Source organism: uncultured Imperialibacter sp. (assembly GCF_963974565.1).
Lineage (GTDB): Bacteria > Bacteroidota > Bacteroidia > Cytophagales > Cyclobacteriaceae > Imperialibacter > Imperialibacter roseus.
On the sequence record NZ_CAXBCJ010000005.1, the window covers coordinates 15,480 to 36,261 of the forward strand.

General features: G+C 46.5%; 18 protein-coding genes. 8 read left to right on the forward strand and 10 right to left on the reverse strand.

The annotated features are described in order from the left end of the window. Positions 1–43: 43 nt before the first annotated feature. The gene (locus tag AAC052_RS08415; protein ID WP_317489371.1) at positions 44–934 is read right to left on the reverse strand and encodes a sugar phosphate nucleotidyltransferase; all 891 of its coding nucleotides are present in this window, start codon (positions 932–934) and stop codon (positions 44–46) included. Positions 935–1,021: 87 nt separating this feature from the next. Here AAC052_RS08415 and AAC052_RS08420 point away from each other — a divergent pair, with 87 nt between their 5' ends. Both AAC052_RS08420 and AAC052_RS08425 read left to right on the forward strand, forming a co-directional pair. Next, entirely contained in the window at positions 1,022–2,830 is a 1,809-nt protein-coding gene (locus AAC052_RS08420; protein ID WP_339812494.1) for a sodium:solute symporter family protein, read from the forward strand. 7 nt (positions 2,831–2,837) lie between these two features. Further along, positions 2,838–3,575, forward strand: a complete 738-nt coding sequence (locus AAC052_RS08425; protein ID WP_339812496.1) for a DJ-1/PfpI family protein — start codon at positions 2,838–2,840, stop codon at positions 3,573–3,575. A gap of 20 nt (positions 3,576–3,595) precedes the next feature. Here AAC052_RS08425 and AAC052_RS08430 read toward each other — a convergent pair whose 3' ends face one another. From AAC052_RS08430 to ruvB, 9 genes are all read right to left on the reverse strand, one after another. Beyond that, the gene (locus AAC052_RS08430) at positions 3,596–4,642 is read right to left on the reverse strand and encodes a hypothetical protein (protein ID WP_339812499.1); all 1,047 of its coding nucleotides are present in this window, start codon (positions 4,640–4,642) and stop codon (positions 3,596–3,598) included. 101 nt (positions 4,643–4,743) lie between these two features. Then, positions 4,744–6,201: a M20/M25/M40 family metallo-hydrolase gene (locus AAC052_RS08435; protein WP_339812502.1), complete on the reverse strand. Its 1,458-nt coding sequence runs from the start codon at positions 6,199–6,201 to the stop codon at positions 4,744–4,746. 145 nt (positions 6,202–6,346) lie between these two features. Further along, positions 6,347–6,928 (reverse strand): NifU family protein, encoded by a 582-nt coding sequence (locus AAC052_RS08440; RefSeq protein WP_317489362.1) that lies wholly within the window; start codon positions 6,926–6,928, stop codon positions 6,347–6,349. A gap of 53 nt (positions 6,929–6,981) precedes the next feature. Further along, positions 6,982–8,259 carry a dicarboxylate/amino acid:cation symporter gene (locus AAC052_RS08445; RefSeq protein ID WP_339812504.1) on the reverse strand — a complete coding sequence of 426 codons (1,278 nt, stop codon included), beginning with the start codon at positions 8,257–8,259 and terminating at the stop codon, positions 6,982–6,984. Between the two features lie 9 nt (positions 8,260–8,268). Continuing rightward, entirely contained in the window at positions 8,269–9,603 is a 1,335-nt protein-coding gene (locus AAC052_RS08450) for a dicarboxylate/amino acid:cation symporter (RefSeq protein ID WP_339812507.1), read from the reverse strand. After that, positions 9,600–10,679 carry a chorismate synthase gene (gene aroC / locus AAC052_RS08455; RefSeq protein ID WP_317489359.1) on the reverse strand — a complete coding sequence of 360 codons (1,080 nt, stop codon included), beginning with the start codon at positions 10,677–10,679 and terminating at the stop codon, positions 9,600–9,602. Before aroC ends, AAC052_RS08450 begins: the two co-directional genes overlap by 4 nt. Continuing rightward, positions 10,680–12,140 carry a BatD family protein gene (locus AAC052_RS08460; protein WP_317489358.1) on the reverse strand — a complete coding sequence of 487 codons (1,461 nt, stop codon included), beginning with the start codon at positions 12,138–12,140 and terminating at the stop codon, positions 10,680–10,682. Positions 12,141–12,530: 390 nt separating this feature from the next. Further along, positions 12,531–13,463, reverse strand: coding sequence for a tRNA epoxyqueuosine(34) reductase QueG (queG, locus tag AAC052_RS08465; RefSeq protein WP_339812511.1), 933 nt, complete (start codon positions 13,461–13,463; stop codon positions 12,531–12,533). Between the two features lie 14 nt (positions 13,464–13,477). Beyond that, positions 13,478–14,509: a Holliday junction branch migration DNA helicase RuvB gene (gene ruvB, locus AAC052_RS08470; RefSeq protein WP_339791088.1), complete on the reverse strand. Its 1,032-nt coding sequence runs from the start codon at positions 14,507–14,509 to the stop codon at positions 13,478–13,480. A 120-nt stretch (positions 14,510–14,629) separates the two neighbouring features. On the opposite strand from ruvB, the gene AAC052_RS08475 reads away from it, so the two are divergent. The 6 genes from AAC052_RS08475 (at position 14,630) to AAC052_RS08500 (ending at position 20,771) form a co-directional block, all read left to right on the forward strand. After that, entirely contained in the window at positions 14,630–15,691 is a 1,062-nt protein-coding gene (locus tag AAC052_RS08475; protein ID WP_339812515.1) for an FAD:protein FMN transferase, read from the forward strand. A gap of 143 nt (positions 15,692–15,834) precedes the next feature. Beyond that, entirely contained in the window at positions 15,835–16,575 is a 741-nt protein-coding gene (locus tag AAC052_RS08480) for a ZIP family metal transporter (protein WP_339812516.1), read from the forward strand. A 106-nt stretch (positions 16,576–16,681) separates the two neighbouring features. Then, positions 16,682–17,521, forward strand: coding sequence for a carboxypeptidase-like regulatory domain-containing protein (locus AAC052_RS08485; RefSeq protein WP_339812518.1), 840 nt, complete (start codon positions 16,682–16,684; stop codon positions 17,519–17,521). 71 nt (positions 17,522–17,592) lie between these two features. Beyond that, the gene (locus AAC052_RS08490; protein WP_339812520.1) at positions 17,593–18,597 is read left to right on the forward strand and encodes a hypothetical protein; all 1,005 of its coding nucleotides are present in this window, start codon (positions 17,593–17,595) and stop codon (positions 18,595–18,597) included. Positions 18,598–18,799: 202 nt separating this feature from the next. Further along, complete coding sequence (locus AAC052_RS08495; RefSeq protein WP_317489352.1) at positions 18,800–19,057, forward strand: DUF4212 domain-containing protein; 258 nt, start codon at positions 18,800–18,802, stop codon at positions 19,055–19,057. Between the two features lie 22 nt (positions 19,058–19,079). Further along, entirely contained in the window at positions 19,080–20,771 is a 1,692-nt protein-coding gene (locus AAC052_RS08500) for a sodium:solute symporter family protein (protein WP_339812523.1), read from the forward strand. Positions 20,772–20,782: the final 11 nt, after the last annotated feature.

A 20,782-nucleotide genomic window follows, 5' to 3' on the forward strand; every position in this document is an offset into this window, starting at 1 on the left:
TATGGAATACCTTTTCTTCTGATGCTTTTTGTTTATGCTTTTTTCAGCTGAGCCCGGAGGGATACTCTCCGCTACTGACCAGCTGATGCAATTTTTTCATTACCATATCTTTCTCCTGGCTATAGGTTACACCCATCCAATCGTTGCCATCAGGCAGCACATCAACAATGGCATTCTTCTTCTGCATCAGGTTTGTAACTGCTGATGGTATGTAAAATTCAGCCTTTAGCTCATTTCTATTGGCTTGATAGAATTCCTCCCAAATACCCACAAGTTCAGGAAACAAAGCTGGAGTGAAACCCCAAAAATTCATTGAAACAAAACCTTTGGGATCTAAAATTTCCGGATTGTTTTCATTTTCCTCATTGACAATATTTGCACCCGACTGAAGTATTTTGGTTTTCTCTACGACCGAGATCAATTTACCATCAGCATCCACATTGCAAATACCTCTTGCTACCGATCCGGCATCTGAGAGTGTCTCCATCAAAGGATAGCCCACCATACTAAAATGAAGAGAAGTTGGGTCAACCGACTGAAGGAATTTTCCCATTGCCAAATAAGCCTTTCTCCCGTAAAAATCGTCAGCATTGATAATAGCGAACGGCTCTTTTACCACGTCTTTCGTCGCAAGTACAGCCTGGCCAGTTCCCCACGGCTTCACCCTTTCAGGGTGCTGCGAAGGGGGTGTCTGAAATACAAACTCAATCTCAATCTTATCACCCCACCACTTATTCAGGTGCTCGTACAAAACGTCCCGCAAATCTTTACGGGTGATAATAACCACCTTCGTAAATCCTGCTTGAATTGAGTCATAAATTCCATAGTCCATCAGCCACTCACCAGAGGGCCCAAAAGAGTCGGCCTGCTTAATTCCTCCGTATCGGCTTCCTATTCCGGCGGCTAGTATTACCAAACTTGTTGATTGCGTCATATTATCTGTAATTCTTTTTTTAATGGGGTCTGTTTCGGCATGCAAATTTTATATTTTACGGGTTCGAAACAAAAACTATACTCCAAAATGGTCTTAAGCACACTCGACTGGGTAATAATAGCGGTTTTTTTTGCTATTGTAGTAGGAATTGGATGGGCTGCCTCGCTCACGGCCGGAAAAAGTACCTCTGAATACTTTCTGGGCGGAAGGGGAATGCCGTGGTGGCTACTAGGTATTTCTATGGTGGCCTGTACTTTTTCGGCTGACACGCCCAACCTTGTCACTGGCATGGTTCGGGAAAATGGGGTAGCCAAAAACTGGGCCTGGTGGGCATTTCTTATCACAGGCATGGTAACCGTTTTTATCTATGCCAGGCTTTGGAGGCGCTCCAATGTCATGACCGACCTGGAGTTTTATGAGTTGCGGTACAGCGGAAAATATGCTTCTTTCCTGCGGGGATTCAGGTCACTGTACTTGGGTATTTTCTTCAACTGCCTGATCATGGGGACAGTTACACTGGCCGCCATTAAGATTGGGCAAATCATGCTCGGCATCGAAAACCCTGTCTACATTGTGGTGGGTGCTTCAATAGGGGTTGTTATTTATGCAACGATTGGTGGCATAAAGGGAGTAATCTGGGCAGACTTTTTTCAGTATTCAATCGCCATGCTTGGCGCAGTGATAGCTGCAGTGGTTGCAGTTAGCGATGAGAGAGTAGGCGGCCTGACCAAGCTACTGGCTCACCCGAATGTGATGCCTAAACTGGATATTTTCCCTAGCTTTGACGACCCAAAGCAGTTCTTGCCGTTACTCATTATACCTATTGCAGTGCAGTGGTGGTCAGTTTGGTACCCTGGTGCAGAGCCTGGTGGCGGTGGCTATATTGCGCAGCGAATGTTGTCAGCCAAGGATGAAAAGAATGCAATAGGTGCTACCTTGCTTTTTAATTTCGCACACTATGCACTCCGCCCGTGGCCATGGATTCTGGTGGCCCTTGCTTCGCTGGTTATCTTCCCCGACCTGGCATCAATAAAAGCTGAATTCCCCGGCATTAGCGATAACTACCTGGGCCACGACATCGCCTATCCAGCCATGCTAACGCTTTTAGGCACTGGATGGAAGGGGCTTGTAGTTGCTTCAATTATTGCGGCCTACATGTCTACCATTGGAACCCATCTCAACTGGGGCTCTTCTTACGTGGTCAACGACTTTTACAAACGATTTGTAAAACCTGATGCAAGTGAAAAGCAGCAAGTTTCAGTAGGCCGCTTCACCACTGTTGGGCTAATGTTCTTTGCAGCAATATTTTCCCTCACAATCCTCAAGAATGCCACTCAGGCCTTTGATATTCTGCTTCTCTCCGGAGCCGGAACGGGCGCCATTTACATACTGAGGTGGTTTTGGTGGAGAATCAACGCCCTTACAGAAATTGTTGCCATGGTAGTTGCCACTGTGCTTGCCTTTGTGTTAGTACTTGTCATTAGTCCTGAAGCACTTGAAAACGCCTACCTGGATGTTTTCTCAACTCGCCTTTTAATCTCCCTATTTGGTGTAAGCGCTGCCTGGATCTCCACAACTCTGCTCACCAAGCCTGAAGATAAGGAGACCCTGAGGAGCTTCTACCTGAGGACTCAACCCGGTGGGCCTGGGTGGAAAAAGGTCGTTGATGACGCCATGAGTGAGGGAATTGTGCTGGATGCATCCAAAGGTGCAAACTGGCAAATGCCACTACAAATAATGATGGTATTTGTCGGTTGTGTGAGTATTTACTGTTCGCTGTTTGGCATTGGAAGCTTTATCTATGGCAATATTGGTCTTGGCTTTGGTCTTTTGGGCATAGCCGCAGCCGGCACGTTTATTCTGTTCAGAAATCTGGGCAAGCTTTCTTTGAAGTAAGCGCCTTATGGATAATAGGAAGATTAATATTGCTGCTATTGTCCTGGCAACAGTGCTCCTGTTTTCTTTGCAAGCATGTCAACAAAACGGGGAATCCGCAGCAGCAGATTCCTCGTTTGCCTCTTCTCACCTGCCGACTGACACACTGAATGTTGGCTTCCTCGCCATCAATGGTGTATACAATTCGGAGCTAATGGCGCCTTTTGACGTGTTTCAACATACTGTATTTCATACAACGCCCGGTATGAAAGCATTCATCGTGTCTCCCACCCATGAGCCCATCAAAACATTTGAAGGAATCAAAATCATACCTGATTTCAGTTTTGAAGATACTCCGTCCATTGATGTACTGGTGGTGCCAAGTGCTGAGCACAACATGGATACCGATTTACAGGATTCCGTTCTGATTGAGTTTGTCAGAGAAAAGGGCACCCAGGCCAAATTTATTATGTCGTTGTGTGATGGCGCATTTCTTTTGGCCAAAGCTAGCCTCCTTGATGAGGTAAAGTGCACCACATTCCCCTCAGACATCGGGAGGTTTAAAGAAACGTTCCCTCACCTCAATGTGCAGGAGGGTTACAGCTTTGTGCATGACGGAAAAGCCATTACTTCCTCAGGCGGCGCCAAATCATACGATCCTGCCATGTACCTGGTGGAATATCTGTATGGTGAAAAGGTGGCCAGAGGCATAGGGGGCGGCTTAGTGATCGACTGGAAGCTGGAAGAAGTAAAGCATTTGAGATAGGTGGCCCATCCGGCCATCAACTAATCTTGAACCTCGAAACGTTTGCTGAACGTCTGGGTGCGTCTGGACTTGAAGTCATAAATTCTGACTTCAAAAAAATAATGCCCCCTGTCTATGAGCTCTTGAAAGTCGTACTGAAGGCCTCCAAGTTTATAATCTTTAACAAATTTATTAACCAGGGTTCGTTTAGTAACGGCATCAGTGATGGTTATTTGCAGATTAGTGTTTTTCCTAACAGCAAAAGGGAAAAATGCTGTCGTGTTCTCCCTTGCTGGCGTTGGTTCGGTTAGTCCAGCCTGGTGATGTAGATACAACCTGTGCTCGTTGTTGGCGTCAACGAGATAAACTTCATAAGAATACTTACCAAATTCCGTCAGGGTGTCTTTCAACAGGTATTCAGACCCCACGCCACCACGGCTATTGAAAGCCAGTGGCAATTGCCAACGTTTATTGTCAGTCTTACTTGTTCTTATAATGGAAAAATGGCTCACCTCCGATGTGTCGGGCTGATATTCCCAGTGCAACTCGATCATTTTCTCATTGACCTCCAATATCCCTTCTGCCAAAGGGTCTTCGATCAGCACCGGAAGCCCATTGGCTTTGTCCGACACCTCGAGTGTAAAATCGCAGAAGTCTCCCAGGTATCCATCTATGATCATAAAGTACCTGACATTAGGCTCGGGGCTATTTACTTTAAAATAAAAATCGTCGGCGGTGGCAGGTGAGTCGCAGGAGATAATCTCGTAGGTCTCCGTTTGGCAAAGTTCACCTTTGAAAACGACGAGCTGTACGCCCCTACCATCCTTGCAGCGCTCGTGCCGCACATTGATGTAAAATGAACTGCCATCAGCAGGTATATAGAAAAACCACTGATCGTTGTGGTACTGTATGCATTGGCCGGTAAGCTTTTCGTCAATGCAGGCTCTCTCCACAGTATTGTTGTCGGTAGAAGAGCGTGTAGGCGTATTAAGAACTAGTTGGCTAACGCCAGTTGACAGGTCATTGGAAGTTTGAGCTTTGGCCCAAAGAGTGATCAAAAACAGAAGTAATGTGAAAAGCTCCCTCATTATGTGACTTTTGGCCTTAAAGCAAGATACGCACCACTTACTCCACTGGGAAATAAAAAAGGGGCAGCCGCCCCTTTTTTACTATATATGTGTGTTTCCTATCAATCGTCAGCTGACCATCTCCAGTCACCCTGAATCCTCAGTTTAAGCTTCAAGCCCTGATCTTCCAGCAACTTGCGGGTTCTTTCGTCATCCAGCTTAGCCGCTGGCAGTTCCTGAGCCCTATCCAGTTCATAAAGCATCATGCTACAAAAGCGAACATTGTTGACCAGGTGCTCTTCATTCACAAGATCGATATCATCGCAGTCGGCATGGTAGCAGTCGTACACCGAACGATCCAGGTTACTTACCGGGCCAAAGAACGGCACGCCCTCGAGCATAAACGACTGATGGTCGCTGTGAAGACCGGCCCTATTCGCAAATTTGTTGGTAAAGGTGCTGTCTACTGCCTTTATCCTGTCGCCAGCGTCAACAAAAAACTTTTCGGCCTCCAGCCTACCGCCTGCATTAAATCCAATGGCGTTAGATGATGCGTCCAGATTGAAAACATATTTCAGATTCTCAATTTCACCTGATTCTTTCAGCGTGTTCACATAGTGCTTTGAACCCAGCAGCCCTTCTTCTTCCCCCATCCACATCACAAACTTGAGTGTTCTGCGTGGCTTGATGTCCAGTGCTTTAAAGGTGCGGGCAATATCGATAACGGAAAAAGAACCGATGCCATTGTCGATAGCACCCGTTGCCAAATCCCACGAGTCGAGGTGGCCGCCGGTAAGAATAACTTCGCTAGCCTTGTCTGTTCCAGGGATAGTCGCTACCACATTTCTTGCTTTGATCACTTCGCTGAAGTTTGTCATTTCAAGCTTAGCCTTCACCGCTCCGGCAGCCAGCTTGTCTTTTAATGCAAGGCCATCTTCATATCCAATGCACACCGCAGGAATTGGAATAAGGCTTCCGGTAACCGAGGCAGTTCCGGTCAATAATACCCCACCTTCTACCTGGTTAAAGAAAATAATTCCGGCAGCACCATTGTCGATAGCCAGTTTTGTTTTTTCAGACCTATGCAAGTTTTTAGAAGGATCGACTGTCTCGGGCAAAATGCTTATGTAAACAAATACAATCTTCCCCTCCACAGCGCCTGGATTAGCCTCATAGTCTTCCTCTATCCCGTTACCCATGTCAATAATTTCGCCTTCAAGGTCTACACTTACAGGTGAGTGGGCCAGGCTGACAGAGCTTACCTCTTCCCAATCGGATCCACTGCTAAACTGCGTTTTTACTTCTCCACGGCTCCACGACTCAACCTCGAAGGGATCATATTCAACGTCGATGCCATACGACTTGAAGAGGTTGTAGGTGTATTCCTCGGCCTTAGCGCCATTCTCAGACCCGGTGAGTCTGTGTCCTACCGTTGCCATGCAATCTGCAAGCGTGGGGTACACTTTTGAGTTAGCCAGCGTCTCTTTGTTGATCTCCTCCAGCATGTTCACTGGCGGCTTTTGTTCGCAGCCAGCTATAGCAAGCGTAGCAGCAAATAAAACAGTCAAATGTCTTTTCATCGATTGAAGTTTAGGTTAGTCCTGCGATTTACTAACAAAAAGGGACAACCTGAAAGGTATTTTTATTGGTGGTTATACAGTTTTAGAATAAAAAAAGCCCCGAAGTGAATCCCTCCGAGGCTAAGTATCTTTGTAGCTATTGCGCTTATAGGCTGACCGCCTCTACAGATTGCACTTCAGGCACCATTCTTTTGAGTAAGTTCTCAATACCTGCTTTCAATGTCACCATGCTGGAAGGACAGCCGCTGCAAGAGCCCTGCAATGCTACTTTTACAACGCCGTCTTCAAAATCCTGGAACACAATGGCTCCGCCGTCCGACTCAACTGCGGGCTTGATGTACTCTTCCAACACGCTCTTGATGTTTTTTACCACATCCGGATCACTGTCGAGTATGTCGTTTTGAAGGGGATCAGCTTTTATCAAAACAGGCTTTTCAGCTTCCAGATATTCCCTGATATGGGTTTTCAGCTGATCCTGAATATCTATCCACTCCACATTTTCGTCCTTTGTGATCGTTACAAAGTTATTCATGTAGAATACCCTCTTTACAAAGGCATAGTTGAAAAGCTCTTTTGCCAGGGGGGCATGCTCTGCGCTCGCCTCATCGGGGAAGTCATAATTTTCTCCTTCACCAACCAGCATAAAGTTGGCGACAAATTTCAATGAATTGGGGTTGGGATTGTTCTCCAGGTATAGAGTAACAAGTCTATTGCTTTTGGTAATCATGGTCTCTCTTATTAACAAAACAAAGTAACGGCTTAACAACCGAAATTGCAGACTTATTGTTCCATTTCTCTTTTATCGATAATGCTCGCTACTAATGCATCACCCACAACGTTGGGGATGGTTCTGAGCATATCGAGTGGCCTGTCCACAGCCAGGATCAGCGCAAGGCCTTCCGCTTCCACTCCTATAGCTCCAAGCACCATAAGCTGCATAATGATACCAGCGCCCGGAACCGCCGGAGCACCCATAGAAGCCAAAACGGATGTGAAGGCCACGATGGCATATTGCGTTAGCGTTAGATCATGGCCGAATGCCTGAGCAATGAACACCGCTGATACCGCCTGATGAACAGCAGTACCGTGCATGTTGATGGTGATACCCAATGGAAGGACAAAACCGGCAATTTCTTCACGCACTTTCAGATTTTTTTCAGTGCATTCAAGTGTAATTGGCAGTGTAGCAGCACTTGAGCTCGTAGAAAAGGCGAGCAACTGAGCCGGCACCAGGGCACGTAAAAATTCTAAATATTTGAACCTGGTGAAGCTTCGTACTAGGATTGGGTACAAACCAAACATAACGGCCAGCAGCGCAGCAATGAACACAAGCGCAAAAATTCCCAATACTTTCAAAATAGCTAAAGCGTCTGCTGGATTATTACCCGCCATGTCGACGATAAGTGCCCCAATCAAAGCAAAAACCCCAATCGGCGCATACTTCATAATTATGTTCACCATTTTGAGGATCACCTCATTGACACCGTCAAAAAAACTGATGACACCTTGCACTTTTTCTTTTGGAGACAAAACAATACCCAAGCCGAAGAGAATGGCAAAGAAGATAACCTGCAGCATGTTGCGGTTGTCCTGCGAGGCAAAAAAGATATTGCCTGGAACCAGATCCTCTATTATTTGCAGCGGCCCGGCATCTTTTACCATCTCCGCTACACCCATTCTTGAACCCACGTCGTCGGCATATTTCAGTTTGATCTCATCTCTCTTTTCGGCAGAAAGGTATTTTCCCGGCTGAAGGGATGCCGCAAACAGCAATCCAATAACAGCACATATGAGAGAAATAGAGAAAAACAGCACCAGCGTTTGTGTACCTATCCGGGTAAGTTTGGCGAGGTCGGACAGGCTGGAGATTCCCAAAATAATAGTAACAAGTACCAGGGGTACGGCTACGAGTTTAAGAAGGTTGACGAAAATGGAGCCAAAGGGCTTGATCCAGTCAATGGTAAAGTCGACCCAACCGAAATTACTAGCTAACAGCCCCCACAATATCCCAAGGCACATGCCAATCAAAATACGGGAATGCAAAGGCAGCTTCTTCATCAAACTAATTTACGAGGGCGTTTGAGTAAGAATATTATCCCTTGTCAGATCAGGATCTAATTCCCCTTCGGTGGAGGCCACAACAACCGCCACTGCCGCATCACCGGTTAAATTGACCATCGTTCTCACCATATCCAAAATTCTGTCTGGAGCTACAATGAGCGCTATTCCTGCTGTTGGGATGCCAACAGATTCCAATACAATAACAAGCATGACCATGCCTGCACCTGGCACACCCGCCGAGCCTACCGCTGCAAGCGTGGCAGTGAGCACAATCATAATCTGCTGGGCAATGGTCAAATTTAGATCCAGTGCCTGCGCAATAAATATGGCTGCCACTCCTTGATAAAGACTAGTGCCATTCATGTTAATAGTGGCACCAAGCGGCAGTACAAAGCTGGATACCTCTTCAGATACACCCAGGTGTTTTTCCACCCGCTCCATCGTAACCGGGAGAGTGGCAGAGCTTGAGCTGGTGCTGAAGCCAAGCAACATGGCCGGGCGCATTCCTTTGAAAAAATCTTTGTATTTGATTTTGGAAAATAGCTTTAGCAGAATTGGATAAACTACCGTCATCATCAAGAGAAGCCCTGCCAGCACTGTCATTGAGTACCATAACAAAGCCTTCAGCAATTCCCATGCTTTTTCGGGACTATCACCGGCAATTTCTACTATAAGCGATGCTATCAAGGCAAAGACACCATACGGTGCCACTATCATAATATAGTCGACTATCTTGATAATGATTTCATTCAATCCGTCAAAGAAAGCAATCACCGTTGCCCCCTTGTTCTTCGGTACCTGGAGCAAGGCAATACCGCAAATGATAGCGAAAAACACTACCTGAAGCATACTTCCGTTGTCTGTTGCAGACTGTACAATATTTTCCGGCACCATATCAACCAGCGGCTGAAGTGGCGTGCTGTCTTTAATTTGAGCCGCCACCGACGCTTTGCTCTCGGCGGTGGAATTATACAGCATCATCAGGCTTTCACGGGTCTCCATCGGCAGCTTCTTGCCGGGCTTGATCGTATTCACAAGGAAAAGTCCAAGTGATGTGGCAATGATGGTTGTAATCAGGAATATTCCGAGTGTTTTCCCACCCATTCTGGAAAGCTTGGAGATATCCCCAATGTTGGCCACGCCAATAATAAGAGAAGCAAGAATAAGTGGTACGGCGATCATCTTAAGAGACCGCACGAAGATTGTCCCAACAGGCTTGATGTAATCAACAGTAAACTCGGCCGACCAGCCCATTTGAATACTTACCATACCGTACACCAGGCCCAAAACAAGGCCTATAAGTATTTTGGTATGTAAAGGAATCGCTTTCAGTTTACTCATGTTAGTCGGACGGTTTTGTTGATCAAATAATAGTCGGCTATAACAAGTGCTGACATTGCCTCTACAATTGGCACTGCCCTTGGCACTACGCAGGGGTCGTGGCGGCCTTTACCAGTCACTGTAGTGGTATCACCATGCACGTCCACACTTTCCTGATCGGTCATAATGGTTGCCACGGGTTTAAAGGCTACCCTGAAAAATATGTCTTCTCCGTTAGAAATGCCCCCCTGTATTCCACCTGAGTGATTAGATTTCGTTTTAACGGTATCACCATCCTTATAAAAAACGTCGTTGTGTTCCGACCCCCTCATAGTAATTCCTTCGAAACCACTTCCAAACTCAAAGCCTTTTACGGCATTGATACTTAGCATGGCCTTGCCCAGCTCCGCATGTAATTTCTCAAAAACAGGTTCTCCCAATCCTGGAGGCACTCCTTTTATGACACCGGTGACAATCCCTCCAATGGTATCTCTGCTCTTTCTTACCTCATCAATCAGATCGATCATCTTTTCGGCAGTTGGTCCATCAGGGCAACGCACTATATTGTCATCGATTTTTCCGAGATCCAGCTCCTGATAAGATTTTTCAAGCTTTAAACTGCCGACCTGCGATACATAGGCGTAGCACTCAATGCCAAGAGTTTTCAGAAACATTTTTGCTATTGACCCGGAGGCAACTCTGGCGGCAGTTTCTCTTGCAGAGCTTCGCCCACCACCCCGGTAGTCTCTTACACCGTATTTAACCTGATAAGTATAGTCGGCGTGGGATGGCCGAAATTTTTCAGCAATATGGGAATAGTCCTTGCTACGCTGATCTTCATTATAAATCACCATGCCAATGGGTGTTCCGGTTGCTTTCCCTTCAAAAATTCCTGAAAGAAGTTCCACCTTGTCACCCTCCTGGCGCTGAGTAGTGATTTTTGACTGACCAGGCTTTCTCCGGTCTAGTTCTGCCTGAATAAAGTCTTCGTTGATTTCGAGCCCTGCCGGGCAGCCTTCCAGCACTGCGCCGATACCTTTTCCATGCGACTCACCAAAGGTGGATATTTTAAAGAGCTTCCCGAATGAGCTTCCCATCTATTTTCTTTTCACGTACAATGCAGCGGTAAGCGCTAACATAATTAAAATAAAAACGTTGGCAAAAATACGTGATGAGCCGGCACTTGAAAGTTTTACAAGGGTATTTTCTTCCAGACCAATTCTATCATAAAAAGAGCCGAGGTCGCTGGATGAAATATATTCATTTCTACGGCTCTCTCCTTTCACTACCAATTCCACTCTCGATTTAAGTGTGTCGTATTTGGCCTCTTCGGGGTTAAAGAACACCATTTGGAAGTAGTCCGACAGTTTGTACCCGCCGGGCTCATTGGGGATACCAAAGTAACTGAAAGTCTTTGTGCCTCTCACCTTGCCGTTATTTCTGTTCACACTTTGTTTTACGTTGGGGTCGTAAAAGTCAAAAGCTTTGCTTTGCGCCACCTGAGGCTTATTGATGGCAGAGATATTTCCCTCCCCGGCTACTATGAATGAATAATTAAAACTGTCGCCAGTGTTCAACTCCGTACTGCTAATTTCTTCTTGCAGCCTGTATTTACCCACCGGCACGGTTTGCTTCAAAGGATGCGGCGGAAGGTCTTTGACGGCCACCACCTTTTCCTTGGAACTAAAGGTCTTATAGTCCTCCATCCTATTCTGTCCAAAAAATGTGGGGTTCTTTGCGACTTTGTATTTAATCAGCTCCAAACCCACAGAGGGAAATTTGATGTCGTCGAGGTTGAGCGGGTAGTAAGTAGCCTGATAAAGTTTATACTGCGAATACCGCTTTCCATTGATAGTTACGGGCTCCTTCTGCACATTTTCAATGTTGTAGTTTTCCTCCCAGGTGTTGGCAGGTTTTACTTTCTTCACAATGTCGGTCAGCTGCTTGCCAAGCTCATAAAACTGCAGCGGCGCCTTGTTCTCCTCGGCGACATAAAAAGCAAGGGTAGTCGTAAAGCCCTCCCCGACAAACACCTCATCTTTGTCGGTAGTGAGAGCCAAAAAAGCTTCGTCCTTAATATCAACAAACTCATTTGGTGTGCTTTTTCGCCCGAAGAAGTCCTCAAATGGGTCTATGCCGAACGGGTCTGCCTGCTGTCTCCTGGCATTGACCGGGGGGCCCACCTTGATGATTTGACCATCAGATTTGAACTTTTCTCCGTTTACTGTAATGGTGAATGGCTGGAGGCGAAAACTGCCTTCCCTCTGAGGGGCATAATTTTGAGTAATGCTCTGGGTAGAGCTCATTTTTCCGTTAATGAAATTAGTAGATGTGGAAGAAGAGGTGCCTCTTTTTACAAATCCTGAAATTTCAGGAAATTCATCGTAGCTTCTCAGACGGTCGTTTTGAACTGTAACCGTAATTGTAAAATATTGATTGAGAGCCATTTCTGAAGGCCCCAGGTCAATAGAAATTTCCTGAGAATAGGATTTTTCTAATATCAGAAGCATCGCAGCTGCTATCAAAAAACTGGTCTTTGCAAACGATTTCAAATGCATAAAATTGTATTTTATGTTAAATCTATTTCCAGATTAAGATTTCATTAAAAGTAGGACAAATCTTTGCCAATTACCCAACATTTTTTTAAGTTCGACGTACTTAAAACCGACGTAAAGTCTAAACGATTGAAAACGACTGTATGTTATGTTAAGAACAAGAATGCCCATGTTAGAGTACTTTAAAACAATCTTAAGTAAAGTTAGCTTTGACAAATTTCTTTTCGAAAAGGAATTGAAAAAAGCTATTAAGGCGTTGGTACCGGATGAGCTACTCGTTTTCCGGGATTGGTGCTACGAGCAATTTGGAAAGATGTATCAGTTAATCCTTAACAAACAATTCAGCAAAGTCAAATTATAACATTAACCACCGAAGGGACAAGAAATTGTCCCTTACTTTTTTCCCGCAAATTGTATATTTCTCTTCAGGCCTGCAAACTTAGTTCTCTTCACCGCCGACTTCCTGAATACCCTGCCAAACGTTTCCTCTGTCATTTCCTCCCATTCACCCCGTGTAAAACTCTCCCAGCCCTGTGGATCAAAGGCATCTTCATGATGGGGCTTCGAAAACCGATTCCATGGGCAGACATCCTGACAGATATCGCATCCAAAAACCCAGTTTTCCATTTTTTCCTTAAACTCCGCTGGAATGCTCTCCTTCAGCTCAATGGTTAGGTAAGAAATGCACCTGCTCCCATCAACGACATAGGGTTCAGGAATGGCATTAGTAGGGCAGGCATCCTGACAGGCGGTGCAGGTGCCACAATAGTCCTTCATGGGGCCGTCAGCTTCGAGCTCCAGGTCAATGATGAGCTCCGCCAAAAAGAAAAAGCTGCCCATTTGTTTGTTCAGCAGCAAGCTGTTTTTGCCAACCCAGCCAAGTCCACTTTTGGCAGCCCAAGCACGCTCGTGCACAGGAGCTGAGTCCACAAACACCCTGCCTTCCACTTCCCCAATCTGCTTTTGTATAGTTGAAAAGAATGTCTTGAGCTTTTCCTTTACCACAAAGTGATAATCCTGCCCGTAAGCATATTTGGCAATTTTGAAGTTATCCTCGCTTTCGTGCTTCGTCTTTGGGTAATAATTGTAGACCAGCGAAACTACACTTCTGGCACCGGGAACCAGCTTCGTGGGGTCTAGCCGCATATCAAAATGATTCTCCAGGTAACCCATTTTTCCCTGGTAGCCCCTCGTCAGCCATTCTTCCAGCCTTGGTGCCTCTTCGGCTAGAAATTCAGCCTTTGCTATACCACAAAAGGAAAAACCCAGCTCGCTGGCTATGGCTTTAACTATCTGTGTGTTTTTTGAAACTGTGTGAGTGGGCATATTAAACGCCGCTTTTATTCATCGAACAGGGTACCTGATCTTCCGGGAAGGGGTACTTTTAAATGCTTGTAAGCCATAGGCGTGGCCTCTCGTCCCCTCGCCGTTCTTTTGATATACCCTTCCTGGATCAGAAAAGGCTCGTACACTTCCTCGATGGTTTCGGCCTCTTCGCCGCAAGCGGTAGCAATAGTGCTGAGGCCAACGGGGCCGCCGCTGAATTTATGAATGATAGTAGAAAGTATCCTGTTGTCCATTTCGTCCAGTCCGTTCTGGTCAACATCGAGTGCCCTCAATGCCATTTCCGCAATTGGCATGGTGATCGTTCCTGTACCCTTTATCTGGGCAAAGTCTCTCGTCCGGCGGAGCAGGTTATTGGAAATCCGGGGCGTACCACGGCTTCGGCGGGCAATTTCGTAGGCGGCGTCCTCTTCGAGCGGCGTGTTCAGGATGTCAGATGAACGCTTTACAATCTGTGTCAAAAGCTTGGCGTCATAATACTCGAGCCTCGCATTGATGCCAAAGCGAGCTCTCAGTGGCGAGGTCAGCAGGCCGGATCGGGTAGTGGCGCCAATCAGCGTAAAAGGGCTGAGCGTAATCTGCACACTCCGGGCGTTAGGGCCTGAATCAAGCATGATGTCAATCCGATAATCCTCCATGGCAGAATAAAGGTATTCCTCCACCACTGGGTTAAGCCGGTGAATCTCATCTATAAAAAGTACGTCGTAAGGTTCCAGGTTGGTCAGCAGACCTGCCAGATCGCCGGGTTTATCAAGCACCGGGCCGGAGGTAATTTTTATATTCGACTGGAGCTCATTGGCAATGATGTGCGAAAGGGTGGTTTTACCCAGGCCAGGGGGGCCATGAAGCAAAACATGATCCAGAGGCTCGTTGCGCTGCTTGGCGGCACTGACAAATATTTTGATGTTTTCAACCACCTTCTCCTGCCCGGTAAAATCACCAAAATTCAAAGGGCGCAATGCCTTTTCTATCTCCTTTTCGGTGGAGCTCATTTGTTCGTCGTCGCTGCGGAGGTAGTCTTCTCTCATACTCAATTGAGGATTTGCGCTAAGTTAACGAATCGCATTCTTAAGTGGATAGTTCGCAGCCCTTTGTTCAGTCATTCAAGATTTTTAACTGTAACTTGCGAGCCTAAAAACTGATTGTCAATGGATCCTTTTGTCAGGAAGCGAATTCTGCCTCTACTATTTGTCATCGCACTATTTATCGTTGTGTTTGTAAGGAGAAACAGCTCGTCAACCCAAGTAATAATGCTGCAGGGAACAACCATGGGCCCAATACCCTACCATGTGAAATATATTTCTGCTGACGGGGTGTCGTACCAAAACCAGGTAGACTCATTGCTGCGGGCATTCAATCAATCTCTCTCCACCTACGTGGCAGATTCAGAGATCTCAAGATTCAACAAAGCCGACTCGCTGACATTTGAATCTCCGCTGATGTTTCCCGTGCTGGAAGCCAGCAAATCGGTATATCAAATGACAGGTGGAGCTTTTGACCCAACGGTTGGCCCTCTGGTCAATGCCTGGGGTTTTGGCCCTAACAAACAACCTTCCGCCGACACGGCAAAAGTGGATTCCCTGCTCAGTTTTGTCGGGTTTGACATGATACGATTCACTTCTGCTTACGCAGTCAAGGAGGTTTCGGGCATGTACCTCGATTTCAGCGCTGTTGCCAAGGGCTATGCTGTTGACCTTGTCGGAAATTTTCTGGCTTCTAAGTCCGTCAGTAATTATATGGTGGAAATAGGCGGTGAAGTGACCTGCCGTGGCAAAAATGAAAACGGCGAAGCCTGGCTCATTGGCGTAGACAACCCGAAGCTGGATATTACCAATGAAAATATTGCTGCGACGGTGAGCCTCGACAACAGAGCGATGGCCACTTCTGGCAACTACCGAAACTTTTATGAAGTGGATGGAAAAAAATATGCCCATACCATCGACCCCGTGAGTGGCAGGCCTGTTCAGCACTCCCTGCTAAGTGCATCAGTTTTTGCCAGGGATTGCATGACAGCAGACGCTCTGGCCACCGCCTGTATGGTAATGGGAGTGGAAAAGGCTGTCACGCTTTTTGAAGCACACAAGGAGTTGGACGCCATACTTATCTACAGCGGAGACGGTGGCGACATACATACAATTGTGACCTCTGGCATTAAAGCAAATGTGCGCTATCTGCTGTTTCCTGAAGCAAGCAATTCTGTATCCCAGTAGCAGCTACCTGTAACGGAAAATTTTAAGGCATTGAACCTTTTGCGTACTTTCGGTATTTAGTAACGATACCTGACAAAATTTTTGCTGGCAAATGTGCTTAAAAGAAATAGACAAGTCTTTCATTTTTAGCTTACCCGCACCCAATGGTTATTAGCATTCTCTCTCTGTTTATTTTGACATTGGCGGGTGGGCTTGCCTCTCTGTTCTTTTCAAAACCTGCAGGAGCCAGCTATAAGCTTGCATTGGTTTTTGCAGGTTCCTACCTCTTTTCCATCACCATCATACATATTCTGCCTGAGATTATGCAGTCTTCCACGGATGGCAAACATATTGGCATGCTGGTGCTGGCGGGTTTTCTCATGCAACACTTTCTGGAGTTTTTCACCACTGGGGTTGAGCATGGCCATAGTCACGATCATTCGCCGGAAAACCAATCCGGATTAGCGCCCTATTCTATCACGATCGCTCTTTGTGTGCATGCCTTTTTGGAAGGAACAGTTTTGGCACACCCTGGAGTTATCCATGGAGAGCATGAGTCATGGACCTTGCTTGTTGGCATTCTTTTGCACAAAATACCTGCCGCTTTTGCCCTTATGTCGGTTCTGGGCTACTTCATGGGTAAAAGCAAAAAGGCCATATTGCTACTAGTTCTGTTTGCCATTGCATCCCCATTGGGCCTGATTGTCAGCAATATTCTGAAAGATCAGCTTCTACTTTCCGAGTCTGGGTCGGTGGCTTTATTTGCGATTGTAAGTGGCAACTTTCTCCATATTTCCACCACCATCTTCTTTGAAAGCAGCCCCAAACACCATCATGGATGGAAGAAAAACTTGACCATCATCATAGGTGGCATCGTTGCCATGATATCAGAAGCGCTGATGTAATACAACCAATCGTTCAAATCGCTGGTCTTGAATGCGCATCAATGCCCAAGACTTTAATTATCTTTGAGGCTCATTCAAGAAAAGGTTGATTAAAAAGCACCTCATATTGGTCATTTTCTTCCTGGCAGGCAGTTCTTTTGCCTGGTCTCAGGGCATTTTCAACGATACTTTTGTTGTAGAAGGCACGTTGCTTGACAAAAATGACACGGTACCTGTCCCCTTCGCCCATGCCTATTCGATGGACTACAAAAGGTTCAGGGTTTCGGACGAAAAGGGTAAATTCACTATTCAGCTCCAAAGAGGAGATACACTCGTTATTTCTTCCATTGGGTATGCCACACGCTTTTTCCTGTTTACTGATATTCCCGCCAGCAGAAAAATAGAGCACACTATTTATATGTCGCAGGATCCTGTGGAGCTGCAAGGCATCACTATTTATGGGAAAATGCCCATGGAAGGATTCTATGACCACGAGCGGATTCCATATGACAAGTTCAAAGAAAAAGAGCTGGAGCCTGGCTATTATAAGCCTGGCCTAAGCATGGGCCCCGGGGGTGCAGGCGTATCGGTTGGCTTAACGGGCGCTTTGACCTTACTTGCTGCTCAATTCAATAGCGAGTATCAGCAGTTGAAAAAGCTGGACAAAATAAGGAAGCAAGAATACCAGGTGGCTCGTTACGAGTATTTTGTGAAAAATCGTCTAAGCCCCAGGTACGTAACTACCAACACCTCATTGCTGACCACCGAGGTTGACGACTTTATCAAGTTCTGGTCGCCCGACACAGCCTTTGTAGAATATGCCAACGAGTATGAGTTAGTTACTGCGCTGAAGGAAAAAGAGAAGCAGTACATTGACCAAATCAAACGCAACCGGGGTGCCGATGAAGACATCGTGAGCACCATTGAGCTGAGAAAGCTGCTGATGGACAAGGGAAATGAGGAGTAAAGGCTTCTTTAAGGACTTTAGGTAAAATATTAACAGAGGCAGAGCCTCTAAAGTCACTACCTTGATTCAAAATGAAATGGTGTGCTTTTTCATATCTGTTGCCGACATGGCTATTCCTTTTTGGCTGTCACCCTGAAGGTTCGCCACTATGCATATCCTATGGCGATATTCCTCCACCACCTTACGACAATCCTGTTTGGCACCCTAATGAAGCCCTGATTGGCTTTAATTATATCCCAATTAAAGAAGTTAGGTATAAAACTGGATCAAAATGTAGTCCACATGCTGAATATATTTTTGAATACGACTCGGCTGGTTTTTGGTTAGTTAATGTTGACGGTACTAACCAAAGGAGAGTAATAACTTATCCCCTTCTTAGCCCGGCATGGAGCCCCGACGGTAAATGGATAGTGTTCGGAAGAGGTGCCCAGATATTCAAGATGGCATTTGATGGTCAAGCCTTTGATACTGCCCGGGTGGAGCAGCTGACAGAGAAGGGTAGAAACTTCTTTCCAACGTGGAGTCCAGACGGCGAGTGGATCGCATTTGACTCGGATGCAGAAAGCCCAACCGGCTCGAAATATATCTGGAAGATGCGTAGCGACGGCTCCTCAAAAAGGAGAATAGCACTTAACCCTGAAAAGGACGCTGCAAGAAGCCCGTACTGGGGTCCAAATTTTAATATTGTTCACTACCGCTATACCGTAAGCAATGGGCTTAGCAGCACCGAAGTCTTCGAAATGGACTCTTCGGGAGGTAATTTATGCAGAATTACAACTAATGATTACGACGAAAGGTGGCCGAGATATTCATATGATGGTAAAATATTAGCCTTTATTTCACTCAATCCGGTGGCCGGTATGCAAGTTGTGGCAACCGACTCCAAGGGAAAATCTTTTACCCAAGTCACCACGGCAGGCGCCAGCAACTTTTCATTTTCCCCCGACGGAAGAATCGTGTACACACATTACAATTACGACATCATAGATTCTGAAAAGGGTACTCTATGGATAGTTAATCAGGATGGTTCTGACCCAGTTCAACTAACATTCAATAGCGCTTTGGAGAACAATTGATCTATAAGCTACCACGGAGGGAGAAGGGAGTTATTCTATCGACCTACCGGGTAATCAAGATCGGTAGTTGCCAGCTAATTCAAGTAAAAGCAACCACTAATACCCATCTCCATTACATTATTTGACTTGTTTTAGTACCTTACTGTTTGGAGTGTCCAATAATACACTCAACTTAAGCTCAACACTCTAAACAAATTCGCTGATGGAAGACAAATGGCACAAACAATACTGGCAGAGAAACCTCCGCTACCTCTCTATACTTCTCATTATCTGGTTTCTTGCGTCGTTTGGCTTCGGGATTTTCTTTGTCGACACCCTTAACACTGTGAGATTGGGTGGCTTCAAACTCGGTTTCTGGTTTGCCCAACAAGGCTCCATCTACATATTCGTCGTACTCATCTTTTTGTACGTTCGCTGGATGAACAAGCTGGACAAGAAGTACGACGTTGACGAAAAATAACCTGCTTAAACCTACTTAGAAAATGGATGTACAAACCTGGACCTACATTATCGTAGGCTTCACTTTCGCTATTTACATCGGCATCGCCATTTGGTCGAGGGCCGGCAGCACCAAAGAATTCTATGTGGCCGGAGGAGGTGTTTCGCCGCTCGCCAATGGCATGGCCACTGCCGCCGACTGGATGTCAGCAGCCTCCTTCATTTCAATGGCCGGACTAGTTTCGTTCATGGGCTACGATGGCACTGTTTATCTCATGGGCTGGACAGGCGGTTACGTGCTGCTTGCACTCTTGCTTGCGCCCTACCTAAGGAAGTTTGGCAAGTTTACAGTGCCTGACTTTATTGGCGACAGGTACTACTCCAACCTCGCCAGAACTGTGGCTGTTATCTGCGCCCTGTTCGTTTCGTTTACTTATGTTGCCGGCCAAATGAGAGGCGTGGGCATTGTCTTCGCTCGTTTTCTGGAAGTGGATATCAATACCGGTGTTATTATTGGCATGTGCATAGTTTTGATCTATGCCGTTCTGGGTGGCATGAAAGGCATTACCTACACCCAGGTGGCCCAATATTGCGTCCTGATTTTTGCCTACATGGTGCCCGCTATCTTCATTTCCCTGATTATGACGGGCAACCCGATTCCCCAGCTAGGCTTTGGCAGCGAGCTTTCTGATGGCACCTACCTTCTGGACAAACTAGATGGCCTGCATCAGGAATTGGGCTTTGCCGCCTACACCACAGGCAAAAAGACCATGATTGACCTGACATTTATTACGGCCGCTCTCATGGTCGGTACCGCTGGGCTTCCCCATGTGATCGTAAGGTTCTTCACCGTTCCAAGAGTAAAAGACGCCAGAATTTCGGCCGGCTATGCACTTATCTTTATCGCTATTCTCTACACTACCGCACCAGCCATAGCAGCTTTTGCAAGAACTAACTTCATCTCCACCGTCCACAACAAAGAGTACAGCAGTCTACCCGAGTGGTTTTCGAATTGGGAAACGACCGGGCTCATCAAGTTTGACGACAAAAACAATGACGGCATCGTTACCTATGGGGCTGATGCCAACACCAACGAACTGACCATCGACCCAGACATCATGGTGCTCGCCAATCCTGAAATCGCCCGGCTCCCCAATTGGGTCATTGCCCTGGTAGCAGCAGGCGGGCTCGCAGCTGCTTTATCAACTGCAGCAGGCTTGCTACTCGTGATCTCCACGTCTATCGCTCACGACCTCATCAAAAAACAAATTGCTCCTGACCTCTCCGACAAGAACCAACTTTGGTTTGCCAGAGGTGCGGCATTGCTGGCTGTGATAGTCGCTGGCTATTTCGGCATCAATCCCCCCGGCTTTGTGGCAGCAGTTGTCGCCTTGGCTTTTGGCCTGGCAGCCGCATCCTTTTTCCCGGCCATTATCATGGGCATTTTCTACAAAAGAATGAACAAAGAGGGAGCCATCGCAGGCATGATCGCCGGCCTGGGCATCACCCTGTTTTACATGATGCGATACAAGCTGGGTTGGATAGGTGGGCCAACGACCTCGGCCGACTGGTGGTTTGGCATTTCTCCAGAGGGATTTGGCACTGCGGGCATGTTCGTCAACTTTGCTGTCTCACTTGTTGTTTCACGGTTTACACCGGCACCTCCGGAAGATGTGCAGGAAATGGTGGAAAGTATCCGTTACCCGAGAGGCGCCGGAGGTGCTACACACAGCTAATGTGTGCGCCA